This is a genomic window from Sphingomonas sp. (assembly GCF_036269755.1).
Lineage (GTDB): Bacteria > Pseudomonadota > Alphaproteobacteria > Sphingomonadales > Sphingomonadaceae > Sphingomonas.
On record NZ_DATBDV010000004.1, the window covers coordinates 110,827 to 133,912 of the forward strand.

A 23,086-nucleotide genomic window follows, 5' to 3' on the forward strand; every position below is an offset into this window, starting at 1 on the left:
CCCTCTGCCCACGCGACCGCGCATACGGTCCGTTCGGCGGATGATCGCATTGGTCAGGTCAAGAATGGGTTAAGCCGGACCGAACTGTTGCGTTTTTCGTCGAACTCGCTTAGGAGCCCCGCCGACCGTTCCCTTTGCGAACGCGAGACACGCGCACCATGTGGTGACGCCGGCCGACGAGGTTTCGTCCGCCGGCGTGTTTTGCGTTTGATCCTTCTTGCGTCACCCCGGCGAGGCCGGGGTCGCCGGAAAGGGAATGGCAACGTAGCGATGCCGGCCTCCGCCGGCATGACGGAGTGATTTGATGTTCGACAGCCTGAGCGATCGTCTTGGCGGTGTGTTCGACCGGTTGCGTGGCCGTGGCGCGCTGACCGAGGCGGACGTGCGCGCGGCGATGCGCGAAGTGCGGATCGCGCTGCTCGAGGCCGACGTCGCGCTGCCCGTCGCGCGCGATTTCGTCGAGAAGATCACCGAGCAAGCGGTCGGGCAGCAAGTGCTGCGTTCGGTCACGCCGGGGCAGCAGGTTGTCAAGATTGTCAACGATGCGCTGGTCGAAATGCTCGGCGCGGACGAAAGCGAACTCAACCTGGGCGTTACGCCGCCCGCAGTGGTGATGATGGTCGGGCTGCAAGGCTCGGGCAAGACCACGACGACGGCGAAGATCGCCAAGCGGCTGAGCAGCGGGCAGGGCGGGCGCGACCGCAAGAAGGTGCTGATGGCGTCGCTCGACGTCAATCGACCCAACGCGCAGGAACAGCTCGCGGTGCTCGGCGAGCAGACCGAGGTCGCGACGCTGCCGGTGGTGGCGGGGCAGCAGCCGGTCGACATCGCGCGGCGCGCGCTCCAAGCAGCGAAGCTGCAGGGCTATGACGTCTTGATGCTCGACACCGCCGGTCGTCTTCATGTCGATCAAGGGCTGATGGATGAAATGAAGGCGGTCGCCGACATCGCGCGTCCACAGGAAATCCTGCTCGTCGTCGACAGCTTGACCGGGCAGGATGCGGTCAACGTCGCCAGCGCCTTTTCGGAGCAAGTGCCGCTGACTGGCGTCGTGCTGACCCGGATGGACGGCGATGCGCGCGGCGGCGCGGCGCTGTCGATGCGTGCGGTTACGGGCAAGCCGATCAAGTTCGCCGGCACCGGCGAAAAGCTCGATGCGCTCGAAGGCTTCCATCCGAGCCGGGTCGCCGGGCGGATCCTCGGCATGGGCGACGTCGTGTCGCTGGTCGAGCGCGCTGCGGAGTCGATCCAGCAGGAAGACGCCGAGCGCATGGCGCGGCGGATGGAGAAGGGGCAGTTCGACCTCAACGACCTGCGCGCCCAGCTCCAGCAAATGCGCAAGATGGGCGGCGTCGGTGCTCTTGCGGGCATGCTGCCCGGCATGAAGAAGGCGCAGGCCGCGGTCGATCAGGCCGGCGGCGACAAGATATTGTTCCGGATGGACGCCGTCATCACGTCGATGACGCCGAAGGAGCGGGCGAAGCCCGAACTGCTCAACGCAAAGCGCAAGATCCGTGTCGCGAAGGGGTCCGGGACTACCGTGCAGGACGTCAACAAGCTGCTCAAGATGCACCAGGAAATGGCCACCGCGATGAAGCGCCTCAAGAAGATGGGTGGCCTCAAGGGCATGATGGCGATGCTCGGCAAAGGCGGCGGTGGCATGGGGGGTATGGGCGGCATGGGTGGTCCCGGCGGTGCGGGCGGCGCTGGAGGCGCTGGCAGTCCCGGCGGTTTCGATCTCAGCGACGCGGTGAACCAGATGGGCGGACTGCCCGGCCTGCCCGGCACCGGCGCGAAGATGCCGCCGGGCTTTCAGAATTTCATGAACGTCAAAAAGAAATAACGTCAATTTCAACAAGGAAGTAGAGTTACAATGGCAATCAGCATTCGTCTTTCGCGTGGTGGCTCGAAGAAGCGCCCGTATTACCGCATCGTCGTCGCCGATGCGCGCAGCCCGCGCGATGGCAAGTTCATCGAGAAGATCGGTAACTACAATCCGCTTCTCGCCAAGGACAACGACCAGCGCATCCAGCTCGACGCCGCGCGCGCCAAGCATTGGCTGAGCGTCGGCGCGCAGCCGACCGACCGCGTCGCTCGCTTCCTCGACGCTGCCGGCGTTCGTGAGCGCGCCGCGAAGAATAACCCGACCAAGGGCGAGCCGGGCGAGAAGGCCAAGGAGCGCACCGAGGAGCGTGAGACGAAGGCCGCCGCAGCCGCCGCTGCTGCCGAAGAGGCGAAGAACGCGCCCGCGCCTGAGCCTGAGCCCGTCGCGGAGGAAGCAGCCGCTGAGGAAGTGACCGCGGAAGCGCCCGCCGAGGGTTCCAACGAGGAAGCCGAAGCGGTCGTCGCCGCCGAGGTCGAAGCCGCGACCGAAGAGCCCACGCCGGAAGCCGACGCGGTTGTCGAAGCAGTGGCCGAGCAGACGCCGCCGACCGAAGGTGCTGCCGAAGAAGCTGCCGCCGCCGAGGAAGCGCCGGCCGCCGAAGAGGCTCCTGCCGCCGAAGAGGCTCCTGCCGCCGAGGTCAACGAATCGACCCCCGACAGCGACGCTGGCGACGCCGCGGCGCCCGAGGGTGAATCCGCCCAGGCTCCGGCCGAGGGCTGAGCCCAATGCCGAACGACGCCCCCGTCACCCTCGCCGCCGTCGTTGGCGCGCACGGCGTGGCGGGGGAGGTTCGGTTGAAGGTGTTCGCCGATGATCTGTCGGCGTTCACCAGTTTCAACGGGGGTAAGCTGACCCTCAAGTCGCTGCGCCCGACCCCGCAAGGCGCGATCGCGCGCTTTGCCGAAATCCCCGATCGCAACGCCGCCGAGGCGCTGCGCGGCACCGCGCTCGCCGTACCGCGCAGCGAGCTGCCGCCGCTCGGCAAGGATGAATATTACCATGCCGATCTGATCGGGCTTGCTGCCGTATCCGAAACGGATGAGCAGCTCGGCACGGTCGTCGCGGTCGAGAATTTCGGCGCAGGCGACGTGATCGAGATCGAGCGCCCCGACGGCAAGACCTTCATGGTGCCGATGCGCCCCGAGGCCGTGCCCGAATGGAACGCGGAGCGGATCGTCGTGGCTGCCGCCTTCGCTAGCGCCTGATCGGCGTCTCTTCGTTCAACGCGTTGCGGATCGCCGTCGCCGCGACCCCGGCTTCGCCCATGGCGTGGCTGATCTGGTCGAGCCCCTTCACGACATCCCCCGCCGCGAATAGCCCGGGCACCGAGGTCCGCTGGTGCGCATCCACTTCGAGGCAGCCGTCGTCGCTCGCTCGCGCACCGGCTGCCACGGCAAGCTCCGAGCGAATCGTCGAGCCAAGCGCCGGATAGAGCGTGTCGAAGGCACGTACGCCGTCCGCCGTCGCGACCCGGATGGTGTCGCCGTCGATCGCGATCAGCGTGCAGGCACCGTCGATAGGCTCGATGCCCGCTTCGTTCAGCGCCCGGCGGCAGTCGGCATCGAGATCGTGCGCCGCGCCCGGCGCGACCAGGGTCACGTCCTTGGAATATCCCCGCAGGAACAATGCCTCGCGCATACCGTGTTCGCCGGTGCCGACCACGCCGATGCGCCGATCGGTGACTTCGTACCCGTCGCAGATCGGGCAATAGCGGATCAGCCCGCGCCTGACCGCGGCGTCGTGAAGGTCTTTCGGCATGTCGGGCTGGTTATTGACGATGCCCGTCGCCAGCAGAACGGTGCGCGCCCGCGCCGCGCGATCCCCGATCCGCAAGGTGAAGCCACGCTCGCCCGGCTCGATGGCATCAACATGGACCTCCTCCCGCACGGCGCCGAACCGCTCTGCCTGTCGCCGCATCAGCCGCAGCAGCTCGAGCCCTGGGATACCGTCCGGGTAACCGGCATGATTGTTGGTGCGCGGGATCGACGCGGCGCGGCTCGACCCGTTGTCGAACAGCCGGATCTTGAGGTGGAAGCGCGCGAGATAGATCGCCGCCGTCAGTCCAGCCGGTCCCGCCCCGATGATGATGCAGTCGTCCATCTGCGCGCCAACGATATCCGGATCGAATACGTTCCTTGCGCAGATGTACCGAAATGTATATACATCCCGTATATACCGGAGAGGAATCGTGAGCGAGGAATATCGCGCCAAGGTGTTCAAGTCGGGCAATTCGGTCGCGTTGCGGCTGCCCAAGGCGCTCGGCCTGAAGGACGGCGACGAGATGATCTTGCGCGAGGACAGAGGTAGATATGCGTTCGAGCCAGTGCCGGCAGAGGGCAAGAAAATAGATCTGACCGGAATTTATGGATCGTGTCCTGGCCTCAAACCCCTGACGCGGGAAGAGCGTATGATGGAACCGCGAGAGCTTGATTGGGAAGGAAAGCTCCTCAAGCGTGACTGAGCCTCGCTATCTGCTCGACAGCAATATCTGCATCTACCTGCTCGAAGGATTGTCCGAGGCCGCGCGCCGCCGCGTCGAGCAACACCAGCCGGGGGAACTCGTCACGTCGGCGATCGCTTATGCGGAAGTAGTCCGGGGCCTCGATCTTGCCAACGCCGCCGCGGCGAATCTGGTCGAGGCGTTGTTCAGGGTCGTACTCATCCAGCCTTTCGACCGGGCCGCCGCCAATGCTTATCGCACGATCCCATTCAAGCGAGGCCGGTTCGATCGGTTGATCGGTGCGCATGCGCTGGCACTCGATCTCACCATGGTAACCAACAATGAGGACGATTTTCGCGACATCCCCGGCCTTCGCCTAGAGAATTGGACGCGATGACCTTCGCTGTCACCGTACTGACGCTCTATCCCGAGATGTTTCCCGGTCCGCTCGGCGTATCGCTCGCCGGACGCGCGTCGAGCGAAGGTCGATGGTCGCTCGACGCGGTCAACATCCGCGATTTCGCGGCCGACAAGCATCGGACGGTCGACGACACGCCTGCCGGGGGCGGGGCGGGGATGGTGTTGCGCGCGGATGTGCTGGCGGCGGCGATCGACGGCGTCGCGGACGGCCGCCCGATCCTGGCGATGACGCCGCGTGGCGCGCCGCTTACCCAGGCCCGCATTCGCGATCTCGCAAGCGGCCCCGGCGCAATCGTCATGTGCGGGCGTTTTGAGGGGTTTGACGAGCGAATATTCGAGGCTCGCGCCATCGAGCAAGTGTCGATCGGCGACTATGTCCTGTCGGGCGGGGAGATGGGCGCGCTGGTGCTGCTCGACGCTTGCATTCGGCTGCTTCCCGGCGTAATGGGCGCGCCTTCCAGCGGCGTGGACGAGAGCTTCGAAACCGGGCTGCTCGAATACCCGCATTATACCCGACCCTCGACATGGGAAGGACGCACGATCCCCGAAGTGCTGCGATCGGGGGATCATGCGAAGATCGCGGCCTGGCGAAAGTCGATGGCCGAGGCAGATACACGGTCACGGAGGCCGGATCTTTGGGAGCGCCACGAGGGCGCTCGGGTCCAACCTCCCTCTGGCGCGCGGCGACGTAAGAAGGACGAATGAGATGAACCTCATCCAGACGATCGAGGCGGAGAACATCGCCAAGTTTAACGAGACCAAGAAGATTCCGGAATTCCGCCCCGGCGACACGCTTAAGGTCGGCGTGAAGGTGGTCGAAGGCGAGCGCACCCGCGTGCAGAATTACGAGGGCGTGTGCATCGCGCGCTCAAACAAGGGCATGGGGTCGAACTTCACCGTGCGCAAGATTTCCTTCGGTGAGGGCGTCGAGCGCGTCTTCCCGCTCTATTCGCCAAACATCGACAGCATCGAAGTCGTCCGCAAGGGCGCCGTACGTCGTGCCAAGCTCTATTACCTGCGCGGCCGCACCGGCAAGTCGGCGCGTATCGCCGAACGCCGCGACACGCGTCCGGCCAAGGGCGAAGCGGCCGCCGAGTAATCGCTCGAGGCCTTTCGCAAGAATTGAGGGCGTCGGCGCGATCCGGCGCCCTTTTTCATTCGCGCCGGCGCGCGCGACCACGCGAAAGCGCGGTTGCGTTCGGCCGCGCAGCATTGGATGATCGACGTCGCAATTGGGGGGCGATCGTTGGAGATTCATAAACCGAAACCGGTTCACGGCTGGGGCGGCTTTCTGGGCGAAGTCGGGATCATCGTGCTGGGTGTGCTGATCGCGCTCGGCGCCGAGCAGGTCGTGCGGTCGATCGAGTGGAGCCACAAGATCCATGCCGCCGAGGAAGCGATGCTAACCGAGCTCAGCACCGACGACGGGCCGCAAGCCTATGCTCGCCGCGGGATGGATGCCTGCGTGCACAAGGCGCTCGACGGCATCCAGCAAGCGGTGGAACGCGGTGCTCCGCGCGCCGAAGTGGTCGCGAACATCGAGCGGTATGCGGTCCCATTCTGGACGTGGGACGAATTCGCCTATCGCGCGATGATCGCGTCGGACCTGACCGCGCACATTCCACACGACCGGCTCAACCAATGGACGATGGCCTATGCGACCGTGCCTGCGCTCGACCGGCTCAACGGCAAGGAGTTCGACGACAGCGCCAATCTCACGGCGCTGCGGCGCAATGGCGGGCCATTGTCCGACGCGGAGCGCGACCGCTTGCTGCTCGCGGTCGAAGTGGCGCGCCACGACGAAGCCGCGATCATGGCCAGCTTGCGAGTCATGATTCCGGCGATGGAAAAGACCGGCGCGCGGCTGAATCCGGAAGGCGAGGCGATCGTGCGCAAGTACATCACGCTCAATCCCGGATGCTCCGCGACCCCGGCGAAGGCCGCCTCGGCATCCGGCTGAGACTGGGCGCGCTTGACGCGCGGGCGCAGCAGGCGCAGCCCTTTGCCGAAACCGGGGAGGGAAAAATGGACCGATCGACAATTGCTCGCGCGACGCTTGCCGGGCTCGCGATGATGACGGTGACCGGGTGTCACCATAAGTGGGGCGGCGAGCATCACGCCGATGCGGCGAAGACCGCCGACGAAGCCAAGGCGGTTATCGCCGCAGTCTCCGCCACCTACAACGCGCACGATGCGGCCAAGGCGGCGAGCTATGACGCGTCGGACTATGTCAGCATGTTCCACGGCCAGCCGAACGGGGTTGGCCCAGCCGCCGACGAAGCGGCGATGAAGCAGCAGTTCACCGACCCCGCCACGCGGTTCGACCTGAGCGTCCAGAACGTCGATGTCGCGCGGTCGGGCGAGATCGCGGTGGTGCGGACGACCTATCGCTACAGCTACACCGATCCCAAGACCAAGGCAGCCGCCAGCGAGACCGGCAATTGGGTGGCCGGGTTGAAGCGCCAGCCCGATGGTTCGATGAAGCTCGCCTGGTCGATCGGGGCGGGCACGCCGGCGGCACCGGCGGCACCCGCGCCCACCGCGACGCCCTGATTTAAGAGCGGAGGCCGTGGTCAAGGCGATCCCCGGTCAATAACCGCCAACGGCTTGCGCAGGACCGATCTTGGTGTATTATATTGATAATACACAAGAGGTGACGATGCGTAAATTGATATGGGCGTTCGGGGGGATCGCGTTGGTATTGGTCGCGGCACGGCTCGTCCTGGGGGCCGAGCCGATGCAGCCGGTGCCGGCAGCCAGTGGACCACGGATCGAAGCGCGCTTCGTCCGGATGATAGCCAAATCGCCCAAACCCGTTCGCGCGGTGTCGTTCGATGCGGCGGGCTCGACGCTCGCCGTCACCGGCGTCGATGGTCGTATTCGGCTGTTGTCGGTCCCGGGCGGGCAGGCGATCCGCGAATTCGCGCATCCCGGCGGCGCGACCGCGATCGATCGCTCGCCCGACGGACGGTCGATCGCGACGGTCGGCTACGACGGCACGCTTCGGCTATGGGACCTCGCGAGCGGCGCGGGGCGCGTGGTGAAGGTCTCGGCGCAACCGCTCTGGGCGCTGCGCTTCAGCCCCGACGGCAAATCGCTCGCCGTCGCCGGTGAGGACAAGCTGATCCATCTGATGACCGCCGACGGCACCCCGTTGCGCACGCTAACGGGCCACCAGCGCAACGTCTGGGATCTCGCGTTCAGCTCGGACGGGCAGACGCTGGCGAGCGGCAGCTTCGACCACACGCTCAAGATCTGGGACGTCGCCTCGGGTCGGCTGGTCCGCGCCGTGGGGCATCACGACCAAGCGATCGTCGGGGTGGACGTCCGGCGCGGCGACGGCATGATCGCGACCGGCGGGGACGACGCCACGCTTCGCCTATGGCGATCGAACGGCGATCCGGTGCGGACGCTTGCCGCGGGGCAGTTCGTCGATGCGGTCGCGTTCAGCGCCGATGGCCAATGGCTGGCGAGCGGCGGACGCGAGAGCCACGGGATCGATGCCGCGATCAAGGCGGTGATCGGACGCCACCCGTTCGGTGGATCGAACCCGACCGCGCGGATCTGGCGAGTCGCCGATGGCGCGCTGGTCGCGGCGCTCGACCGCCAGCCCGACGATGTTGTCGCGGTCGGGTTTAGTCCCGACGGTTGCTGGCTGGCCACGGGCAGCGAAGACGGCTCGGTCGCGCTGTGGAGGCTACAGCCGGTCGCGCGCTGATCCGCCCTTTACGCGCGCGCAACGCCTCGCGATAAGCCGCGCAACGCCCGCGTTTCGCCGGGCGATCAGCGGAGTCGCGAAGGATGCGGAAATGGATGATCGGGCTGGCTGTGGCGGTGGCGCCGATGGCGGTGTTGGGCGGCGCTGCAATGGCAGCTGACGATAGTTCGCAGCCGCTGACGCTCGAGCGGCTGTTCGCGAGCCCCGATCTGTCGGGGTCGCAGCCGCGCGCGGTGAAACTGTCGCCCGACGGCCGGCTGCTCACGCTGCTCAAGAACCGGCCCGACGAAAAGGACCGCTACGACCTCTGGGCGCTCGACACCGCGACCGGGCAGGAGCGGATGCTGGTCGATTCGAAGAAGGTCGGCAGCGGCGCCGACCTGACCGAAGCCGAGAAGATGCAGCGCGAGCGCGCGCGGATCGCCGGGCAGAAGGGCATCGTCGCCTACGACTGGGCGCCCGACGGCAAGTCGATCCTGGTGCCGATCGACGGCGATCTCTATCTCGCGACGCTCGACGGCAAGGTCACGCGGCTGACCAATACGCCCGGCGGCGAATTGAACCCGATCATCAGCCCGGCGGGCGGCTATGTCAGCTTCGTTCGCGACCAGAATTTGTTCGTCCAGCCGCTCGACGGCGGCGATGCGCGCGCGCTCACGACCGACGGCGCCGGTACGGTACATTGGGGTGAGGCCGAATTCGTCGCCCAAGAGGAAATGGACCGTCGCACCGGTTACTGGTGGTCGCCCAACGACCGGCTGGTTGCGGTCGAGCGGTTCGACGAGAGGCCGGTCGGGGTCGTCACGCGCGCCGCGATCGGCGCTGAAGGAACCAAGGTCTACGATCAGCGCTACCCGGCTGCCGGCACGCCCAACGTCCGCGTTGAATTGTGGGTGATCGACCCCGCCAGCGGCGCCAAGGTCAAGGTCGACCTGGGCAGCGATCCCGACATCTATCTCGCGCGCGTGAACTGGACGCCCGACGGCAAGACGCTGCTCGTTCAGCGCGAGAACCGTGCCCAGACCGAGCTCGACATGCTCGCGATCGATCCGACGACGGGCAAGGCCAGGACCTGGTTCGTCGAGAAATCGGGGCCGAAGAGCTGGGTCAACCTCAACGACGATTACCGCGTGCTCAAGGACGGCAGCCTGATCTGGAAGTCCGAACGCGACGGTTATGGCCATCTCTACCATTTCGCCAACGGCAAGTGGGTCCAGCTGACCAAGGGGCCATGGGTGGTGACCGACCTGGTCGGCGTCGACGAAGCGCGCGGGCGGCTCTACTTCCTCGGCAACAAGGACGATGTGCTCGAGCAGCAGCTCTACACCGTCGATATCGCGCATCCGGGGCAGATCAACCGGCTGACCGAGCGCGGCTGGTGGAATTCGGCGGCGATGGACAAGGCGGCGTCGCGGCTGATCATCACGCGATCGAACCCGAACCAGCCGCCGCAGACGTTCCTCGCCGACACGGTGGGTAAGCGCATCGCGTGGATCAACGAGAATGCGCTGGAGCCGGGGCATCCCTATTACCCCTATCTCGGCGAGCACAAGCAGCGCACCTTCGGGACGATCAAGGCCGCCGACGGTACGACGCTCTATTGGGAAATGATCACCCCCAAACTCGAGCCCGGCAAGCGCTATCCGGTGTTCTTCCAGCATTATGGCGGGCCGCACAGCCAGACCGTGACTCGCGGCTGGGAGAGCCCGATGGAGCAATATGTCGTCGACCGCGGGTACATCTTCTTCCAGATCGACAATCGCGGATCGGCCAATCGCGGCACCGCGTATGAAGACCAGATCTATCGCGCGATGGGCAGCGTAGAGGTCGCCGACCAGTTGGCGGGCGCGAAGTGGCTCAAGGCGCAGCCCTACGTCGATCCCGACCGGGTCGGCATCTATGGCTGGTCGTACGGCGGGTACATGACCCTGAAGATGCTCGAGGCCAGTCCGGGCGTCTATGCGGCCGGCGTCGCGGGCGCGCCGGTGACCAAGTGGGAATTGTACGACACCAGCTACACCGAGCGTTACATGGGTACCGAGCCGCAGGGCGCCGACACCCGGGCCTATGCGACCGCCGACGCCCTGGGCGATGCGATGCGCATTTCCGACCCGCTGATGCTGATCCATGGCATGTCTGACGACAATGTCGTGTTCGAGAACTCAACCTTGTTCGCGGCAAAGATGCAGGCGGCCAATCGCCCGTTCGAAATGATGTTCTATCCCGGTAAGACGCATGCGGCGGGACGCGACATCCACGTCTGGACGACGATCTTCGACTTCTTCGACCGGACGGTGAAGAACCGGCGCTAGCTTAGAGCGTACGCAACGCGCCGAGGAGGCGGTCAACTTCCTCGGCGGTGTTGTAGTGGCACAGTCCGACGCGGAGCAGGCCGCCTTTGTCGACAAGCGCGAGGCGGTCGAGCGCTTCGACCGCGTAGAAGTGCCCCGCCCAGGCGAAGATGTTGCGATCGGCGAGGTGCTTGGCGATGGAGTGCGGACCGTACCCGTCGATCGTGAAGGAAAAGGTCGGGACTCTGGCGTCCATCGTCGGCGGGCCCCACAGCCTGAGGCCGGGGATCGTCGCCAGCCCGGCGATCAAGCGGTCGCCGAGATCCCGCTCATACACCGTGGCGGCGGTCATCGCGGCGATCAGGCGCGCGCGGCGGCTGTTGGCGGTGGGATCGACCTGCTCGCCGAGCCATTCGAGGTAGCCGATCGTGCCGAGTACGCCGGCCTGGCCTTCAAACGATGGCGTGCCGGTTTCGAAGCGGTGCGCGGCTTCGTCGCCCGCCGGACGGACCTTATAGGCGCGCGGCGATAGGCCGCTGCGCATCCACAGCACGCCCTGGCGCGGGCCGAAGAATTTGTACGGCGAGCAAGCGAGGAAGTCGCAGCCGATCGCGGCGACGTCAGTGATGACGTGCGGGACCGACTGCACCGCGTCGACGTAAGTCAGGGCTTCGCTGTTGGCGCGGACCAGTGCGCACGCCTCCGCGATCGGGTTGAGCGTGCCGAGCGCATTGCTCGCGGCGCCAAGCGCCACGAGCTTCGTTTTCGATCCGAGCAGCGCCTCCAGGTCGTCGAGCGACCAACGCCCTGTGGCGGGATCGAAATCGAGCCAGCGGACGGTCATGCCGCGATCCTCCGCGACCTGCAGCCACGGCGCTACGTTGGCGTCGTGGTCGAGCCGCGTGACGGCCAACTCGTCCCCCGCGTCCCATTCCCGCGCAAGTGCGCGCGACACGGCGAAGGTCAGCGAGGTCATGTTGGGGCCGAACGCGATCTCTTCGGGCCGCGCGCCGAGCAGATCCGCCATCGCCGCATGCGCGTCGGCCGAAAGGCGATCTGTCTCGACCGAGGTCGCGAACGGACCGCCTGCATTGGCCGTGCCGCGCGTCAGGTGATCGGTCATCGCCGCGATCGCCGCGTCGCACGCCTGCGTCCCGCCCGGCGCGTCGAAGAACACAGCGTCGCGGGAGAGCGCCGGAAAGCGGGCGCGGACGGCGGCAATCGGAAAATCGGGCATCAGACGAACCTTAGAGAGCGCTCCATGAAAGCGCGCTTCCATTTTGCCGCCTGCGCCCTAAGTAGCAAGCGCTGCCGGATGGGCGGCGATCAAGGAAGATGCGATGGGTTATCGGGTGGTGGTGGCCGGCGCCACCGGCAGTGTCGGGCGCGAGATGCTCAACATCCTGGCGGAGCGCGAGTTTCCGGCGGACGAGATCGCCGTCGTCGCGTCCTCCCGCTCGACCGGCGACATGGTCGACTATGGCGAGACCGGCAAGCAGTTCAGGGTCCAGAACATCGAGCATTTCGATCCCGAAGGGTGGGACATCGCGCTGTTCGCGATCGGCTCCGAAGGCTCGAAGCTTCATGCGCCGCGCTTCGCCGCCGCCGGCTGCACGGTGATCGACAATTCTTCGCTGTATCGCATGGACCCCGACGTGCCGTTGATCGTGCCCGAGGTGAACCCCGAAGCGATCGCGGGCTATCGCGCGAAGAACATCATCGCCAACCCCAATTGCTCGACCGCGCAGATGGTCGTCGCGCTCAAGCCGCTCCACGACGCGGCGACGATCAAGCGCGTGGTCGTCGCGACCTATCAATCGGTGTCCGGCGCCGGCAAGGCGGGGATGGACGAGCTGTTCGAGCAGAGCCGCAACATCTTCGTCGGCGATCCCGCGACCCCGAGCAAGTTCACCAAGCAGATCGCGTTCAACGTGATCCCGCACATCGACAGCTTCCTCGACGACGGATCGACCAAGGAAGAGTGGAAGATGGTGGTCGAGACCAAGAAGATCCTCGGCGCCAGGATCAAGGTCCACGCGACGTGCGTGCGCGTGCCGGTGTTCGTCGGCCATTCCGAAGCGATCAACATCGAGTTCGGGGACGAAATCTCCGCCGCCGAGGCCAAGCGAATCCTGCGCGAGGCCCCCGGGGTAATGCTCGTCGACAAGCATGAGGACGGCGGATACGTGACGCCCGTCGAGTGCGTCGGCGAATATGCGACCTTCGTCAGCCGCGTCCGCGAGGACCCGACGGTCGACAACGGGCTGAGCCTATGGTGCGTGTCGGACAACCTCCGCAAGGGCGCGGCGCTCAACGCGGTGCAGATTGCCGAATTGTTCGGGCGGCGGCATTTGCAGAAGGCGGCTTGAAGTGACGCTGCGGGCCGATCTCTATTTCTCGTTCCGCAGCCCGTATTCGTACCTCGCTCTGCCCAAATGGCGGTTGATCGTGCGCGATTACGATCTGACGATCGATCTCAAGCCGGTCTATCCGCTCGCGATTCGCCAGCCGGATTTCTTCGAGCGCAACCATCCCAATTGGCTGGGCTACACGATCCGCGACGTGATGCGCGTGGCGCAGCATGACGGCATCGCGTTCGGCCCGCCCTGGCCCGATCCGATCGTTCAGAACATCGCGACGCGGGAGATCGCCGCCGAGCAGCCATATATCCGCCGTCTCGTCCGCACGGGCCAGGCAGCGGCGCGGCGGGGCAGGGGGTTCGCGTACGCCGACGAAGTCGCGCAATTGGTATGGGGCGGGGCGGTCGACTGGCATCTCGGGGATCATTTGGCGGGCGCTGCGGGTCGCGCGGGGCTCGACATGGCCGAGCTCGACGCCGAGGCCGAGCGCGATGCGGATGCGCTCGACGTCGATGTCGCCGCCAATCAGGCCGCGCTAGAGGCGGCCGGGCATTGGGGCGTTCCGACGCTCGTCTTCAACGGCGAGCCATTCTTCGGCCAGGATCGCATCGACCTGGCGCTGTGGCGGATGAAGCAGGCCGGACTGGAGCGCAGAGCGTGACGGTCACCGGGCAATGCCGCTGCGGCGCGTGCCGCTATGAAATCGCGGTCGACGCGCTGCCCCCGGTCTATGCCTGTCATTGCCATATTTGCCAACGTGTGTCGGGCAGCGCGTTTAGCGTCCAGGCGCTGGTGCCCGAGGGGGCAGTCACCGTCAGCGGGCCGATCGTCACCCGCGAAATCACCACCGACGACCGCACGTCGGTCCAGCGCTTCTGCGGCGAATGCCTAGCGCGCATCTACAACACCAACACCCGAGGCCCAGGCATCGCCGTGGTGCGTGCCGGTACGCTCGACCGATCGGAGGAACTGGTGTGCAAGGCGCATATCTTCACCGCGTACAAGCAAGCGTGGGTCGATCTGCCCGAGGGCGTTCCGCAATGGCCCGAAATGGCGCCGACGGAGCAATTCGTCGCCGCGCTGCGGGGCTGAACGCGCCTATTCGGCGTGCACCACTTCGATCTTGCCCTTGGGCTTCTTGAGCAGCAGCACCAGCGGCAGCACGATGATCGAAATCCACGCCATCAGGTAGAAATCGTCGATATACGCGATCATCGCCGCCTGTTGATTGACCATCCCGTCGATCATCCCGAACACGGCATCGGACGCGACGCCGAACTGGGACAGCTGGTTGATGGCCATGCCCGGAACCAGCTTATCGGTAATATGCTGGGCGAGGTCGGCATGGCTGACCTGAATGTTGCGCGCAAGGAACACGGTGACCATCGAAATGCCCGCGGACTGGCCGATTGAGCGCATCAGGTTGAGCAAGCTTGCGCCGTCGGTACGATATTGTTGATCGAGCGTCGCGAAGGCGAGGCTGTTGAGCGGCATGAACACCAGCCCCATGCCCAGGCCCTGGACGAAGCCCGAGACGATCACTGGCCACGCATCCATTTCGAGCGACCAGCCCGCCATCGTCCTCAACGACCAGGCGAACAGGACGAGCCCCACCGCGATCACGATGCGCGTATCGACTCGCCCGATCAGTTGTCCCGCGAGCCACATCGTGAACAACACGCCGACGCCGCGCGGCGCCATCATCATGCCGGTCTGCACCACCGAATAGCCGAACAATTGCTGGAGCATCGGCGGCAGAAGCGCCATCGGCGCCATTGTCGAAATGCCGATGACGATCATGAACAGCATCGACGTCACCAGGTTGCGGTTCCTGAACAGGTGACGATCGAACAGCGGCTTCTTCGCGGTGGCGAGATGGATCGTCGCGACCCACACCGCGGCCGCCGCGATCAACCCTTCGATGATGATCTCCCAGCTCGAGAACCAGTCCTGGTTCTGCCCGCGATCGAGCATCAACTGGAACGACGAAACCGCGATTCCGATGAACGCGAAGCCGGTAAAGTCGAAGCTGCGCTTGGCCTTGGGCCGCGATGGCAACAGGAACCACAGGATCGCGAAGGTGAGCGCGCCGACCGGCAGATTGACGTAGAACACCCAGCGCCAGTTGAAATTGTCGGTCAGATAGCCGCCGATCACCGGTCCAAGGATCGGCCCGACCATCACGCCCATTCCCCACACCGACATCGCCTGCGCCTGGCGCTCCTTGGGATTGATGTCGATCATCGCGGTTTGCGACAGCGGATTGATGAATGCGGCGAACATACCCTGGAGGATTCGGAATCCGACCATCTCGCTGAGGTTGACCGCGGTGCCGCACAGCATCGACGAGACGATGAAGCCGCCCACCGCGATCAGAAACAGATTGCGGCTGCCGAGCCGATCGCTCAGCCAGCCGGTCGCGGGCAGCGCGATCGCGGTCGCGATGATGTAGCTGGTCAGCACCCATGTGATCGTGTCGGCCGTCGCGCCGAGCGACGTGGTCATGTGCGGCAGCGCGACGTTGGCGATCGTGGTGTCGAGGATCTGCATCACCATCGCGCCCATCACGCCGACGGTGAGGAGCGCGCGGTTCGAGGTTTCGAGCAGCGGCTTGCTAAGCACGGGCGCCGCCGCTTGCGGGCGTCCGGCAGCGGCGGTGCTAGCCATTGGGTTTGGTATCGACGGTGACGTCGGTCGACAGGCCGGTGATCAGCGGACGGTCGGCCTTGCAGGTGATAGTGATGCGGACCGGTACGCGCTGAGTCACCTTGACCCAGTTGCCGTTGGCGTTCTGCGCCGGAAGGATCGATGCGGACGACCCGGTGCCGGCGCCGATGCTCTCGACCTTGCCGCACAATTTCATGCCGGGATAGGCGTCGAACTTGAGCTCGGCGGGCTGGCCGACCCGCATGTTGCCGAGCTGAGTTTCCTTGAAGTTCGCCGTCACCCAGGGCGAGGTCACCACCAGGCTGAGCGCGGGAACGCCCGAGGGCGTGATGTTGCCTACCTGGAGCCGGCTGGTTTGGGTGATGATGCCGTCATGCGGCGCGCGCACCACGGTGCGGCTGAGGTTCATCATCGCCTTGTCGCGATCGGCCATCGCGGCCTGGACCGCGGCGGGTACGCCCGATCCCGCGACTCCGCTGCCGAGCTGGACCTGCGCCTTTTGCGCGGCGGCACGCGCAGTCGCGAGACGCGCCTTTGCGGCGAGCACTTCGTGCTGGGCGGCGTCGAGCGCGGCCTTGGTCGTGAAGCCCTTCTTCCACAATGCGTTCTGCCGAGCATAGGTCGCCTGTGCCAGCGAGATATCGGCGTTGGCGCTTTCGATATCGGCGGCCGCGCTGCCGGTGTCGGTCGCCTTGGTCGAGACGTCGACGCGCGCACTCGCGATCGCTGCGTTCGCCTGCTCGAGCGCGATGCGGTAGGGCTCGGGGTCGATCTCGAACAGCACGTCGCCCGCCTTGACTCGCTGGTTCTCCTCGACGTTCACCTTGACGATGCGGCCCGACACGTCGGGGCTGATCGAGACGGTATCCTGTTCGACATAGGCGTTGTCGGTGGTCTGATAGCGCCCGCCGGTCAGGTAGAAATAGCCGGCAACCAGTACGATCAACAGCGGCACCGCGGCCATCAGCGCAATCCGGCCCCAGCGGCGCTGCTTCACGGCGGGCGCCTCGACGGCTTCGATGACGTTCGCGGCGGCCACCTGGGGCGTCTTGGTCTCGATCTTGGGGTCGGCGTCAGCCATGGGCGGTCTCGGATGTACGGGGGGAGGGGGAAGCGAGCAGGTTGGCGCGCATCAGCTCGAGCGATCGGCCGAGCAGAACGCGCTCATGCGCGTCGATCCCGGAGAGCACTTGCTCGATCAATTCGTCGCCCATGTCCTTGAGGTCGGCGAGCATCGGCTTTGACTTGCCGGTGAGGAACAATTGCCAAGCGCGGCGGTCGGCGGGGTCGCGGCGGCGCTCGACCAGCCCCGATTCCTCGAGGCGGTCGATCATCCGACACAGGGTGATGGGCTCGACTTCGAGCAGATCGGCCAACGCGCCCTGGTTGAGGCCTTCGTTGCGGCTGAGCGTGACGAGGGTGCGCCATTGTGCGCGCGTGGCGCCGACCTGACGCGCACGCTCGTCGAAACGGCGGCGCATCAGCCGCGAAACGTCGCTAAGCAGGAAACCGAGTGAGTCGCTCATGGGCTCGCATATAATAAGCGTGCTTATAAAATCCAGTTACCGCCGAAAATTATTTTTGCAGTGCAGCAATGAGGAACAGGATGATCCCGAACAGCTCCGCGATCGAACCGCAATTCTTCCCCAGTTTCGACGGCGCACGGCTGGCATGGCGCGAAGTCGGACCGGACGGGGGTAACGCTCGGGCGGTAGTCCTGATCCATGGCTATTTCTCCGATGCCGAGACCAACTGGATCAAATACGGCCACGCCGCGGCGATCGCCGCCAGGGGCTTCCGCGTGATCATGCCGGACCTGCGCGCGCACGGATCGAGCGACAAGCCGCACGACGCGAGTGCTTACCCGCCCGATGCTCTGGCGCGCGACGGGCATGCGTTGATCGAGCATCTGGGGCTGACCGATTACGATCTGGGCGGCTATTCGCTGGGTGCGCGCACGACGTGCCGAATGCTTGCGACCGGCGCCCACCCGCGCCGCGTGGTGTTTTCCGGGATGGGACTCGACGGGCTGACCGACACCAACCGCCGCGCGGGGCATTTCCGGCATGTCCTGACCAATCTCGGCAAGCACAAGCATGGCAGCCCCGAATGGTTCGCCGAAGCGTTCCTCAAGACCACCGGCGGCGATCCTGTCGCGTTGCTTGGCGTGCTCGACACGTTCGTCGACACGCCGCTGTCGGTGATCGAAGGATTTGAATGGCCGGCATTGTGCGTCAACGGCGTCGACGACGACGATAACGGCAGCGCCGCCGCGCTCGCCGATGCGCTACCCGATGCGAGTTATGTCGACGTGCCGGGGAACCACATGAGCGCCGTGATCAAAAGCGAGCTAGGGGAGGCGATCGCCGACTTCCTCGCCGCTTGACCTGACGCAAGCCACCTCGGGTTTCCCCAGAAGACCCGTGTGGGGGCGTCTTACCCACCAAACAACCTGGCGAAGAAACCGCGGCGCTGAGGCGGTTGTTGGGGCGCGGGAGCCGGGGTTGGAGCGGGCGTGCTCGCCGCGGCGGGCTGGGCCGCTTCGGGTTTTCCGGGCGGCTTGGCCTTCGGCGGCGCCTTTGGCTTCGCGGCGGTTTTCGGCTTGGCAGGGGCCTTGGGCTTTGCTGACGCTTTGGGCGTTGCCGGAGCTTTCTTGGCCGCCGGTTTGGTCTCGGCCGCGGGTTTAGTGGCCGATGATTTCGCCGCCGCAGGAGCGCGCTTGGCTCCAGGGGTGGTGGCGCCGGCAGCGCCTGCGGTTTTCGCGACGGGCTTGGTAGCCTTGGGCTTGGCCGGTGTCTTCGGCTTGGCGGCGGCCTTAGGTGCGGCCCCGGCGGACGCCGCCTTCGGCGCGGCCTTGGGCTTGGCGGTCGTCTTCTTCGGAGTCGTGGCCATCGCTAATTCCCCTGTTCTGCGGCTCGCTATGGCGAACGCATAACAGATCGTTTCGTTGCCGTGATAGCCCTAATGACCGCGCCGACCCGATCAGCGGAATGGCGGCTCGTTGAAAGCGCGCAGCTTGCGGCTGTGGAGCTTGACCCCCTCGAGCCGCAATTCCTCGCAGGTCTGGATGCCGATCCGCATATGCTCGGCGATCGCGCGTTCGTAGAAGCGGTTGGCCTGGCCGGGCAGCTTGAGTTCGCCGTGCAAAGGTTTGTCCGACACGCACAAGAGCGTCCCATAGGGCACGCGGAAGCGATAGCCTTGCGCGGCGATGGTGGCCGACTCCATGTCGATCCCGACCGCGCGGCTGAGCGAGAAACGCAGCGCCGACTGGGTATAGCGCAGCTCCCAGTTGCGGTCGTCGGTGGTGACAATCGTACCGGTGCGCAGGCGGCGCTTGAGCTCTTCGCCCGACTGGCCGCTGATGATCTCCGCCGCGCGTGCCATCGCGACCTGGATCTCGGCGATCGCAGGGACCGGGATTTCGGGCGGCAGAACGTCGTCGAGGATATGATCGTCGCGTAGATAAGCGTGCGCGAGGACGTAATCGCCGATCCGTTGGCTCGGCCGCAGACCGCCGCAATGCCCGATCATCAGCCACGCTTCGGGCCTCAGCACCGCGAGGTGATCGCAGATCGTCTTCGCGTTCGACGGTCCGACGCCGATATTGACGAGGGTGATCCCGGTGCGGTCGTCGGCCATCAAGTGATAGGCCGGCATCTGGTGCCGCCGCCACGCGCTGGTGTCGGCCAATGCCGCCTCGGCGTCATCGCCGGCGCGGATCATCACGCCGCCCGCGCCCGAGACGCCGGTGAAGCGGCTGGCCTTGCCGTCGGCGTCGGGGCCGAGTTGCCCGCACGCCCAGCGTACGAATTCGTCGACATAGCGGTGATAGTTGGTGAACAGCACGTAGCGCTGGACGTGCTCGGGCGGGGTGCCGGTGTAATGCCGCAGCCGTGCGAGGCTGAAGTCGGTGCGCAGCGCATCGAACAGCGCGAGCGGCCGCGCTTCGTTGGGCGTTGGCAAGCCGTCGGCGATCTCGTCGCCGATATGCGCGAGCTCGGTGGCTGGGAACCAGCGCGCCAGCTCGATCGCCGACACTTCGTCAAGGCTCAGCGCGTGGCCGGGGTCGAGCACGTAGGGAAAGGGGATTTCCTGCCGCCCCGGCACCGCCTCGACGGTAACGTCGTAATCCTCGATCAGCAGCGTCAATTGCTCGGTGAGGTAATCGGCGACCATCGCCGGCTTGGTCACGCTGATGCGGTAATCGCCCGGCTCGCTCAGCCGCCCGAACGAGCGGAGCGGGGTGGGGCGGTTGTTGTTTCCGCTAAAAGTAAGCCGGATCTCGGGATAGGCGAACGAGCCGTCGGTGCGGGAAACAGGATCGGGCGTGGTGCCGTCGGCGAGGTAGGCGGTGAGCGCTTGCTGGAGGCGGCGGACCGCGCTGGTGTAGAGCCGGTCGAGTTCGGCGACGATATCGGAAGCTTGCGTCATCCGGAGCAGCTAAAGCACCCGGATGACGCTGGCAAGTCGGGGACGTTACGACCCGCTCTTCTTGGGGGCGGCTTTGCGGGTCGTGGTCTTGCGCGCGGTGGACGAGTTCGAACCGCTCGCGGGCTTGGAGTTGGTGCCGCCCGATTTGCCGCCCGACCTTTTCTTGCTCGCAGCATAGGCGCCGCCCGCGATCGTCGCCGCGGCGCCGACCGCGATGCCCGCCGCGACCTTGGGGTTGTTCTTCGCCGCGGTCACCGCGCCGCCCAGCGCTTCTTGCGCCCTGGCGAACAAGGCGGAGATATCCTCCTGTGCCTTGGCCAGCAGCGACAGCGCTTCCTGCCGCGTGCTGTCGACCAGATTGGTGGTGTCGCCCGCGGATCCGGTTGCGGAGCCCGAACCCGTGCTGCCGCCAGTCCCGGCGTTTCCGCCACCGCTCGAATTGTTGTTCACGTCGGCCATTTCAATTCTCCCTGCGAAACGATGCTGGCACGACAACGCGATGGCCGCGCCAGCGTTCCGCATGATGTGCGTTAGGAGCGATTACAGCTGTTCGAGCAGGTGCTCGGCCGAGCTTACCTTGAACTCGCCGGGCACCTCGACGTTGAGCTCGGTGACGACGCCGTCGTCGACGATCATCGAATAACGCTGGCTGCGCTCGCCCAAGCCAAACTTGCTGCCGTCCATCGTCAGCCCGATCGCACGCGCGAACTCGCCATTGCCGTCGGCGAGCATCGTCACCTTGTCGCCCGCGTCGTTGGCCTTGCCCCAGGCGCCCATGACGAACGCGTCGTTGACCGAAGTGACGGCGATCTCGTCGACGCCCCTGGCCTTGATCTCGTCGGCCTTGTCGAGGAACCCGGGCAAGTGGCGCGCCGAACAGGTGGGGGTAAAGGCACCGGGCACCGCAACCAGCGCGACCTTGCGGCCGGCGAAGAATTCGTCCGAACTGACCGCCTCCGGACCGTTTTCGGTCGCCTTGACGATGGTGGTCGAGGGCAATTTGTCGCCGACGGAAACGGTCATGTCATAATCTCCCAGGGTGTCTGAGCTGCGCAATTGGCGCTCGCGGCGGCAAATTCAAGCGGTGACGCGGGAGGCAGGTCGGGGCTACAGTCCAAGTCATGGAGTCGCCACGCTTTCTGGTCGGACAATTTCTTCTCGCAATGCCGGGGATCGGCGATCCGCGCTTCGAGCAGGCGGTGATCGCGATGTGCGGGCATGACGATGACGGCGCGATCGGAATCGGGATCGGCGCCACGATCGACGGGCTGGGGCTGCACGACGTGCTCGATCAATTCGACATCGCGCACGGCGAGGCGCCCAACGCGCCGGTTCATTTCGGCGGCCCGGTGGAGCCGCGCCGCGGGTTCGTGATCCATTCGACCGGCTGGAGCGGGCAGGACACGATCGATGTCGCGGCACGCTGGGCGTTGTCGGGCACCATCGACGTGTTGCGCGCGATCGCGCAAGGCAAAGGGCCGACCCGCTGGATCGTCGCGCTCGGCTATGCCGGCTGGGGAGCCGGGCAACTCGACGGCGAGATGCTGCGTCACGGCTGGTTCAACGTCGCCGGCGACGAAGCGCTGATCTACGACACGCCCGCCGCGGAACGCTGGGCGGCAGGTTTCGCCAGCGCCGGGATCGATCCACGGCTGCTCGTGCCGGAGACCGGCACCGCGTAAACCGAGCCGTCGGCGATACTTAAGGGCACTTCGACATCGGCGCCTTGTCCCAGGTCGCCTCGCCACCGGCTGCTTCGGTCTTGGTCAGGCGCAGCGTCGTGCCCTCGCTTTCGTAGGTGTCGGTGACGGTACCGCGATCCTTGGTGTCGTACGCGACCTTGAGCTCGTTTCCGCTCAGCGTCGCCGACTTGATCGAATAGTCGGCATTGTCGGGGAAGACGTGGACGGTGCTGCCGTCGAACTTGACGAACGGCGATGAACAATCCGCGCCCCAGGTGCCCGCGAACTGATCGGGCACGCCCGCGCCCGATCCGCCGCACGCGCCGAGCGCCAGGGCAAGGCCGGCCGCAACCCATCGGATGTCCATCTATTTTCCCCTCTCGTTTCCCGACTGTGGAGACTGACAGACAAAGCGACGCTCGACTTGGAGAAAACCGCCAGTTCTCCTACCGGTGTGGGGTGCAGCATCTCCTCGACCGCCCCGTCTGGAACGCGCTTGGGACGGACTGGGCGCATCTTGCCGAAGGCGACGACCAGGCGCGCCGGCTCGACCGGGAGCATGGCGTGTTCGGCGCGGCAGCGGACCGATCCGCGGCGAAGCAGACAGCGCTTGCCGCCCTCGTTCCCGGTGGCGGCGAGCTGTGGCTGATCGAGCGCGAGGTATGGCCGACGCCGCCCGGCACGCGAAAAGCGCGCAGCGCGGAGATAGTCCAGATGGTGGCCGAAGCGCTCGCACCCGGTCATGGCCCTGATTTTGCTTTTGTCGAACTGAGCGACAACGACGCCCGGCGATGTACGATCTCGCGGTATTGACGCGGCCGGGGCCATACGTCTCTCGCACCAACCAGCTAGGCGACTTTATCGGCGTGAAACTCGATGGACGCCTCGTCGCAATGGCCGGCGAGCGGATGGCGATGCCAGGACTGCGTGAGGTCAGCGGCGTCTGCACGCATCCCGATTTTCGCGGGCGCGGTTATGCCGCAGGGCTGATGCGCATTGTCGCCGCGCGCATGCATGCGCGCGGAGAGGTGCCGTTCCTCCACGCTTACGCCAGCAACACCGGCGCGATCGGACTTTATGAAAGCCTCGGCTTTCGCCATCGCGCGACAATGATCGCCACGGTGCTGGTCAACGACATATAAAGAAATCTTTATATCGCGATTGCAATGACGCCGGGGAGCGCGTAGGG

At 65.8% G+C, this 23,086-nt stretch carries 27 protein-coding genes and 1 pseudogene; 18 read left to right on the forward strand and 10 right to left on the reverse strand.

What is annotated here, in order from left to right:
* The first annotated feature begins 304 nt into the window (after window positions 1–304).
* The 3 genes and pseudogenes from ffh (at window position 305) to rimM (ending at window position 3,090) form a co-directional block, all read left to right on the forward strand.
* Window positions 305–1,843, forward strand: a complete 1,539-nt coding sequence (ffh, locus tag VH326_RS02915) for a signal recognition particle protein (RefSeq protein ID WP_329630297.1) — start codon at window positions 305–307, stop codon at window positions 1,841–1,843.
* A gap of 30 nt (window positions 1,844–1,873) precedes the next feature.
* Window positions 1,874–2,341, forward strand: a pseudogene (rpsP, locus tag VH326_RS02920) (30S ribosomal protein S16); the annotation flags it as partial.
* A gap of 269 nt (window positions 2,342–2,610) precedes the next feature.
* Complete coding sequence (rimM, locus tag VH326_RS02925) at window positions 2,611–3,090, forward strand: ribosome maturation factor RimM (RefSeq protein WP_329630298.1); 480 nt, start codon at window positions 2,611–2,613, stop codon at window positions 3,088–3,090.
* On the opposite strand, the gene VH326_RS02930 is transcribed toward rimM, so the two are convergent.
* Window positions 3,080–3,985 carry an NAD(P)/FAD-dependent oxidoreductase gene (locus tag VH326_RS02930; RefSeq protein WP_329630299.1) on the reverse strand — a complete coding sequence of 302 codons (906 nt, stop codon included), beginning with the start codon at window positions 3,983–3,985 and terminating at the stop codon, window positions 3,080–3,082. The two genes, rimM and VH326_RS02930, sit on opposite strands and share 11 nt — an antisense overlap.
* Before the next feature lie 88 nt (window positions 3,986–4,073).
* On the opposite strand from VH326_RS02930, the gene VH326_RS02935 reads away from it, so the two are divergent.
* From VH326_RS02935 to VH326_RS02970, 8 genes are all read left to right on the forward strand, one after another.
* On the forward strand, window positions 4,074–4,346 hold the full coding sequence (locus VH326_RS02935) for an AbrB/MazE/SpoVT family DNA-binding domain-containing protein (protein WP_329630300.1): 273 nt from the start codon (window positions 4,074–4,076) through the stop codon (window positions 4,344–4,346).
* Window positions 4,339–4,722, forward strand: coding sequence for a type II toxin-antitoxin system VapC family toxin (locus VH326_RS02940; RefSeq protein WP_329630301.1), 384 nt, complete (start codon window positions 4,339–4,341; stop codon window positions 4,720–4,722). The genes VH326_RS02935 and VH326_RS02940 overlap by 8 nt, the downstream gene beginning before the upstream one ends.
* Window positions 4,719–5,450 (forward strand): tRNA (guanosine(37)-N1)-methyltransferase TrmD, encoded by a 732-nt coding sequence (gene trmD, locus VH326_RS02945; protein WP_329630302.1) that lies wholly within the window; start codon window positions 4,719–4,721, stop codon window positions 5,448–5,450. Before VH326_RS02940 ends, trmD begins: the two co-directional genes overlap by 4 nt.
* 1 nt (window position 5,451) lies before the next feature.
* Window positions 5,452–5,844, forward strand: a complete 393-nt coding sequence (gene rplS, locus VH326_RS02950) for a 50S ribosomal protein L19 (RefSeq protein WP_329630303.1) — start codon at window positions 5,452–5,454, stop codon at window positions 5,842–5,844.
* A 147-nt stretch (window positions 5,845–5,991) separates the two neighbouring features.
* Window positions 5,992–6,705, forward strand: coding sequence for a hypothetical protein (locus VH326_RS02955; RefSeq protein ID WP_329630304.1), 714 nt, complete (start codon window positions 5,992–5,994; stop codon window positions 6,703–6,705).
* Between the two features lie 65 nt (window positions 6,706–6,770).
* A complete protein-coding gene (locus VH326_RS02960) occupies window positions 6,771–7,298 on the forward strand; it encodes a YybH family protein (protein ID WP_329630305.1) in 528 nt (175 codons plus the stop codon).
* Window positions 7,299–7,404: 106 nt separating this feature from the next.
* On the forward strand, window positions 7,405–8,463 hold the full coding sequence (locus VH326_RS02965) for a WD40 repeat domain-containing protein (RefSeq protein WP_329630306.1): 1,059 nt from the start codon (window positions 7,405–7,407) through the stop codon (window positions 8,461–8,463).
* 83 nt (window positions 8,464–8,546) lie between these two features.
* The gene (locus VH326_RS02970) at window positions 8,547–10,775 is read left to right on the forward strand and encodes a S9 family peptidase (RefSeq protein WP_414714242.1); all 2,229 of its coding nucleotides are present in this window, start codon (window positions 8,547–8,549) and stop codon (window positions 10,773–10,775) included.
* 1 nt (window position 10,776) lies between these two features.
* Here VH326_RS02970 and VH326_RS02975 read toward each other — a convergent pair whose 3' ends face one another.
* Window positions 10,777–11,991: a cysteine desulfurase-like protein gene (locus VH326_RS02975; RefSeq protein ID WP_329630307.1), complete on the reverse strand. Its 1,215-nt coding sequence runs from the start codon at window positions 11,989–11,991 to the stop codon at window positions 10,777–10,779.
* Window positions 11,992–12,094: 103 nt separating this feature from the next.
* On the opposite strand from VH326_RS02975, the gene VH326_RS02980 reads away from it, so the two are divergent.
* The 3 genes from VH326_RS02980 to VH326_RS02990 are packed head-to-tail and all read left to right on the forward strand — an operon-like array spanning window position 12,095 to window position 14,206.
* Window positions 12,095–13,123, forward strand: coding sequence for an aspartate-semialdehyde dehydrogenase (locus tag VH326_RS02980; protein ID WP_329630308.1), 1,029 nt, complete (start codon window positions 12,095–12,097; stop codon window positions 13,121–13,123).
* A gap of 1 nt (window position 13,124) precedes the next feature.
* Window positions 13,125–13,775, forward strand: coding sequence for a 2-hydroxychromene-2-carboxylate isomerase (locus tag VH326_RS02985; RefSeq protein WP_329630309.1), 651 nt, complete (start codon window positions 13,125–13,127; stop codon window positions 13,773–13,775).
* Window positions 13,772–14,206 carry a GFA family protein gene (locus tag VH326_RS02990; protein WP_329630310.1) on the forward strand — a complete coding sequence of 145 codons (435 nt, stop codon included), beginning with the start codon at window positions 13,772–13,774 and terminating at the stop codon, window positions 14,204–14,206. The genes VH326_RS02985 and VH326_RS02990 overlap by 4 nt, the downstream gene beginning before the upstream one ends.
* Window positions 14,207–14,212: 6 nt before the next feature.
* On the opposite strand, the gene VH326_RS02995 is transcribed toward VH326_RS02990, so the two are convergent.
* Genes VH326_RS02995 through VH326_RS03005 form a run of 3 tightly spaced genes read right to left on the reverse strand, consistent with a single transcriptional unit; the run spans window position 14,213 to window position 17,307 of the window.
* Window positions 14,213–15,781 carry a DHA2 family efflux MFS transporter permease subunit gene (locus VH326_RS02995; protein WP_329630311.1) on the reverse strand — a complete coding sequence of 523 codons (1,569 nt, stop codon included), beginning with the start codon at window positions 15,779–15,781 and terminating at the stop codon, window positions 14,213–14,215.
* Window positions 15,774–16,862: an HlyD family secretion protein gene (locus tag VH326_RS03000; RefSeq protein WP_329630312.1), complete on the reverse strand. Its 1,089-nt coding sequence runs from the start codon at window positions 16,860–16,862 to the stop codon at window positions 15,774–15,776. The genes VH326_RS02995 and VH326_RS03000 overlap by 8 nt, the downstream gene beginning before the upstream one ends.
* On the reverse strand, window positions 16,855–17,307 hold the full coding sequence (locus tag VH326_RS03005; protein ID WP_329630313.1) for a MarR family winged helix-turn-helix transcriptional regulator: 453 nt from the start codon (window positions 17,305–17,307) through the stop codon (window positions 16,855–16,857). Before VH326_RS03005 ends, VH326_RS03000 begins: the two co-directional genes overlap by 8 nt.
* Before the next feature lie 80 nt (window positions 17,308–17,387).
* Here VH326_RS03005 and VH326_RS03010 point away from each other — a divergent pair, with 80 nt between their 5' ends.
* Window positions 17,388–18,167, forward strand: a complete 780-nt coding sequence (locus VH326_RS03010; RefSeq protein WP_329630314.1) for an alpha/beta fold hydrolase — start codon at window positions 17,388–17,390, stop codon at window positions 18,165–18,167.
* A gap of 50 nt (window positions 18,168–18,217) precedes the next feature.
* Here VH326_RS03010 and VH326_RS03015 read toward each other — a convergent pair whose 3' ends face one another.
* The 4 genes from VH326_RS03015 to VH326_RS03030 all read right to left on the reverse strand — a co-directional run bounded on the left by VH326_RS03015 (window position 18,218) and on the right by VH326_RS03030 (window position 21,238).
* Entirely contained in the window at window positions 18,218–18,673 is a 456-nt protein-coding gene (locus tag VH326_RS03015) for a hypothetical protein (RefSeq protein WP_329630315.1), read from the reverse strand.
* Window positions 18,674–18,763: 90 nt separating this feature from the next.
* Window positions 18,764–20,215 carry an AMP nucleosidase gene (locus tag VH326_RS03020; RefSeq protein WP_329630316.1) on the reverse strand — a complete coding sequence of 484 codons (1,452 nt, stop codon included), beginning with the start codon at window positions 20,213–20,215 and terminating at the stop codon, window positions 18,764–18,766.
* A 45-nt stretch (window positions 20,216–20,260) separates the two neighbouring features.
* A complete protein-coding gene (locus VH326_RS03025) occupies window positions 20,261–20,674 on the reverse strand; it encodes a hypothetical protein (protein ID WP_329630317.1) in 414 nt (137 codons plus the stop codon).
* Between the two features lie 81 nt (window positions 20,675–20,755).
* Window positions 20,756–21,238, reverse strand: a complete 483-nt coding sequence (locus tag VH326_RS03030) for a peroxiredoxin (RefSeq protein ID WP_329630318.1) — start codon at window positions 21,236–21,238, stop codon at window positions 20,756–20,758.
* Between the two features lie 98 nt (window positions 21,239–21,336).
* Between VH326_RS03030 and VH326_RS03035 the strand changes: the two genes are divergently transcribed.
* Window positions 21,337–21,897 (forward strand): YqgE/AlgH family protein, encoded by a 561-nt coding sequence (locus VH326_RS03035; protein WP_329630319.1) that lies wholly within the window; start codon window positions 21,337–21,339, stop codon window positions 21,895–21,897.
* Window positions 21,898–21,916: 19 nt separating this feature from the next.
* Here the strand turns inward: VH326_RS03035 and VH326_RS03040 are convergent, their stop codons facing one another.
* The gene (locus VH326_RS03040; protein WP_329630320.1) at window positions 21,917–22,264 is read right to left on the reverse strand and encodes a hypothetical protein; all 348 of its coding nucleotides are present in this window, start codon (window positions 22,262–22,264) and stop codon (window positions 21,917–21,919) included.
* A gap of 92 nt (window positions 22,265–22,356) precedes the next feature.
* On the opposite strand from VH326_RS03040, the gene VH326_RS03045 reads away from it, so the two are divergent.
* Both VH326_RS03045 and VH326_RS03050 read left to right on the forward strand, forming a co-directional pair.
* Window positions 22,357–22,710 carry a hypothetical protein gene (locus VH326_RS03045; protein ID WP_329630321.1) on the forward strand — a complete coding sequence of 118 codons (354 nt, stop codon included), beginning with the start codon at window positions 22,357–22,359 and terminating at the stop codon, window positions 22,708–22,710.
* Window positions 22,689–23,039, forward strand: a complete 351-nt coding sequence (locus tag VH326_RS03050; protein ID WP_329630322.1) for a GNAT family N-acetyltransferase — start codon at window positions 22,689–22,691, stop codon at window positions 23,037–23,039. The genes VH326_RS03045 and VH326_RS03050 overlap by 22 nt, the downstream gene beginning before the upstream one ends.
* The last annotated feature ends 47 nt before the right edge of the window (window positions 23,040–23,086 follow it).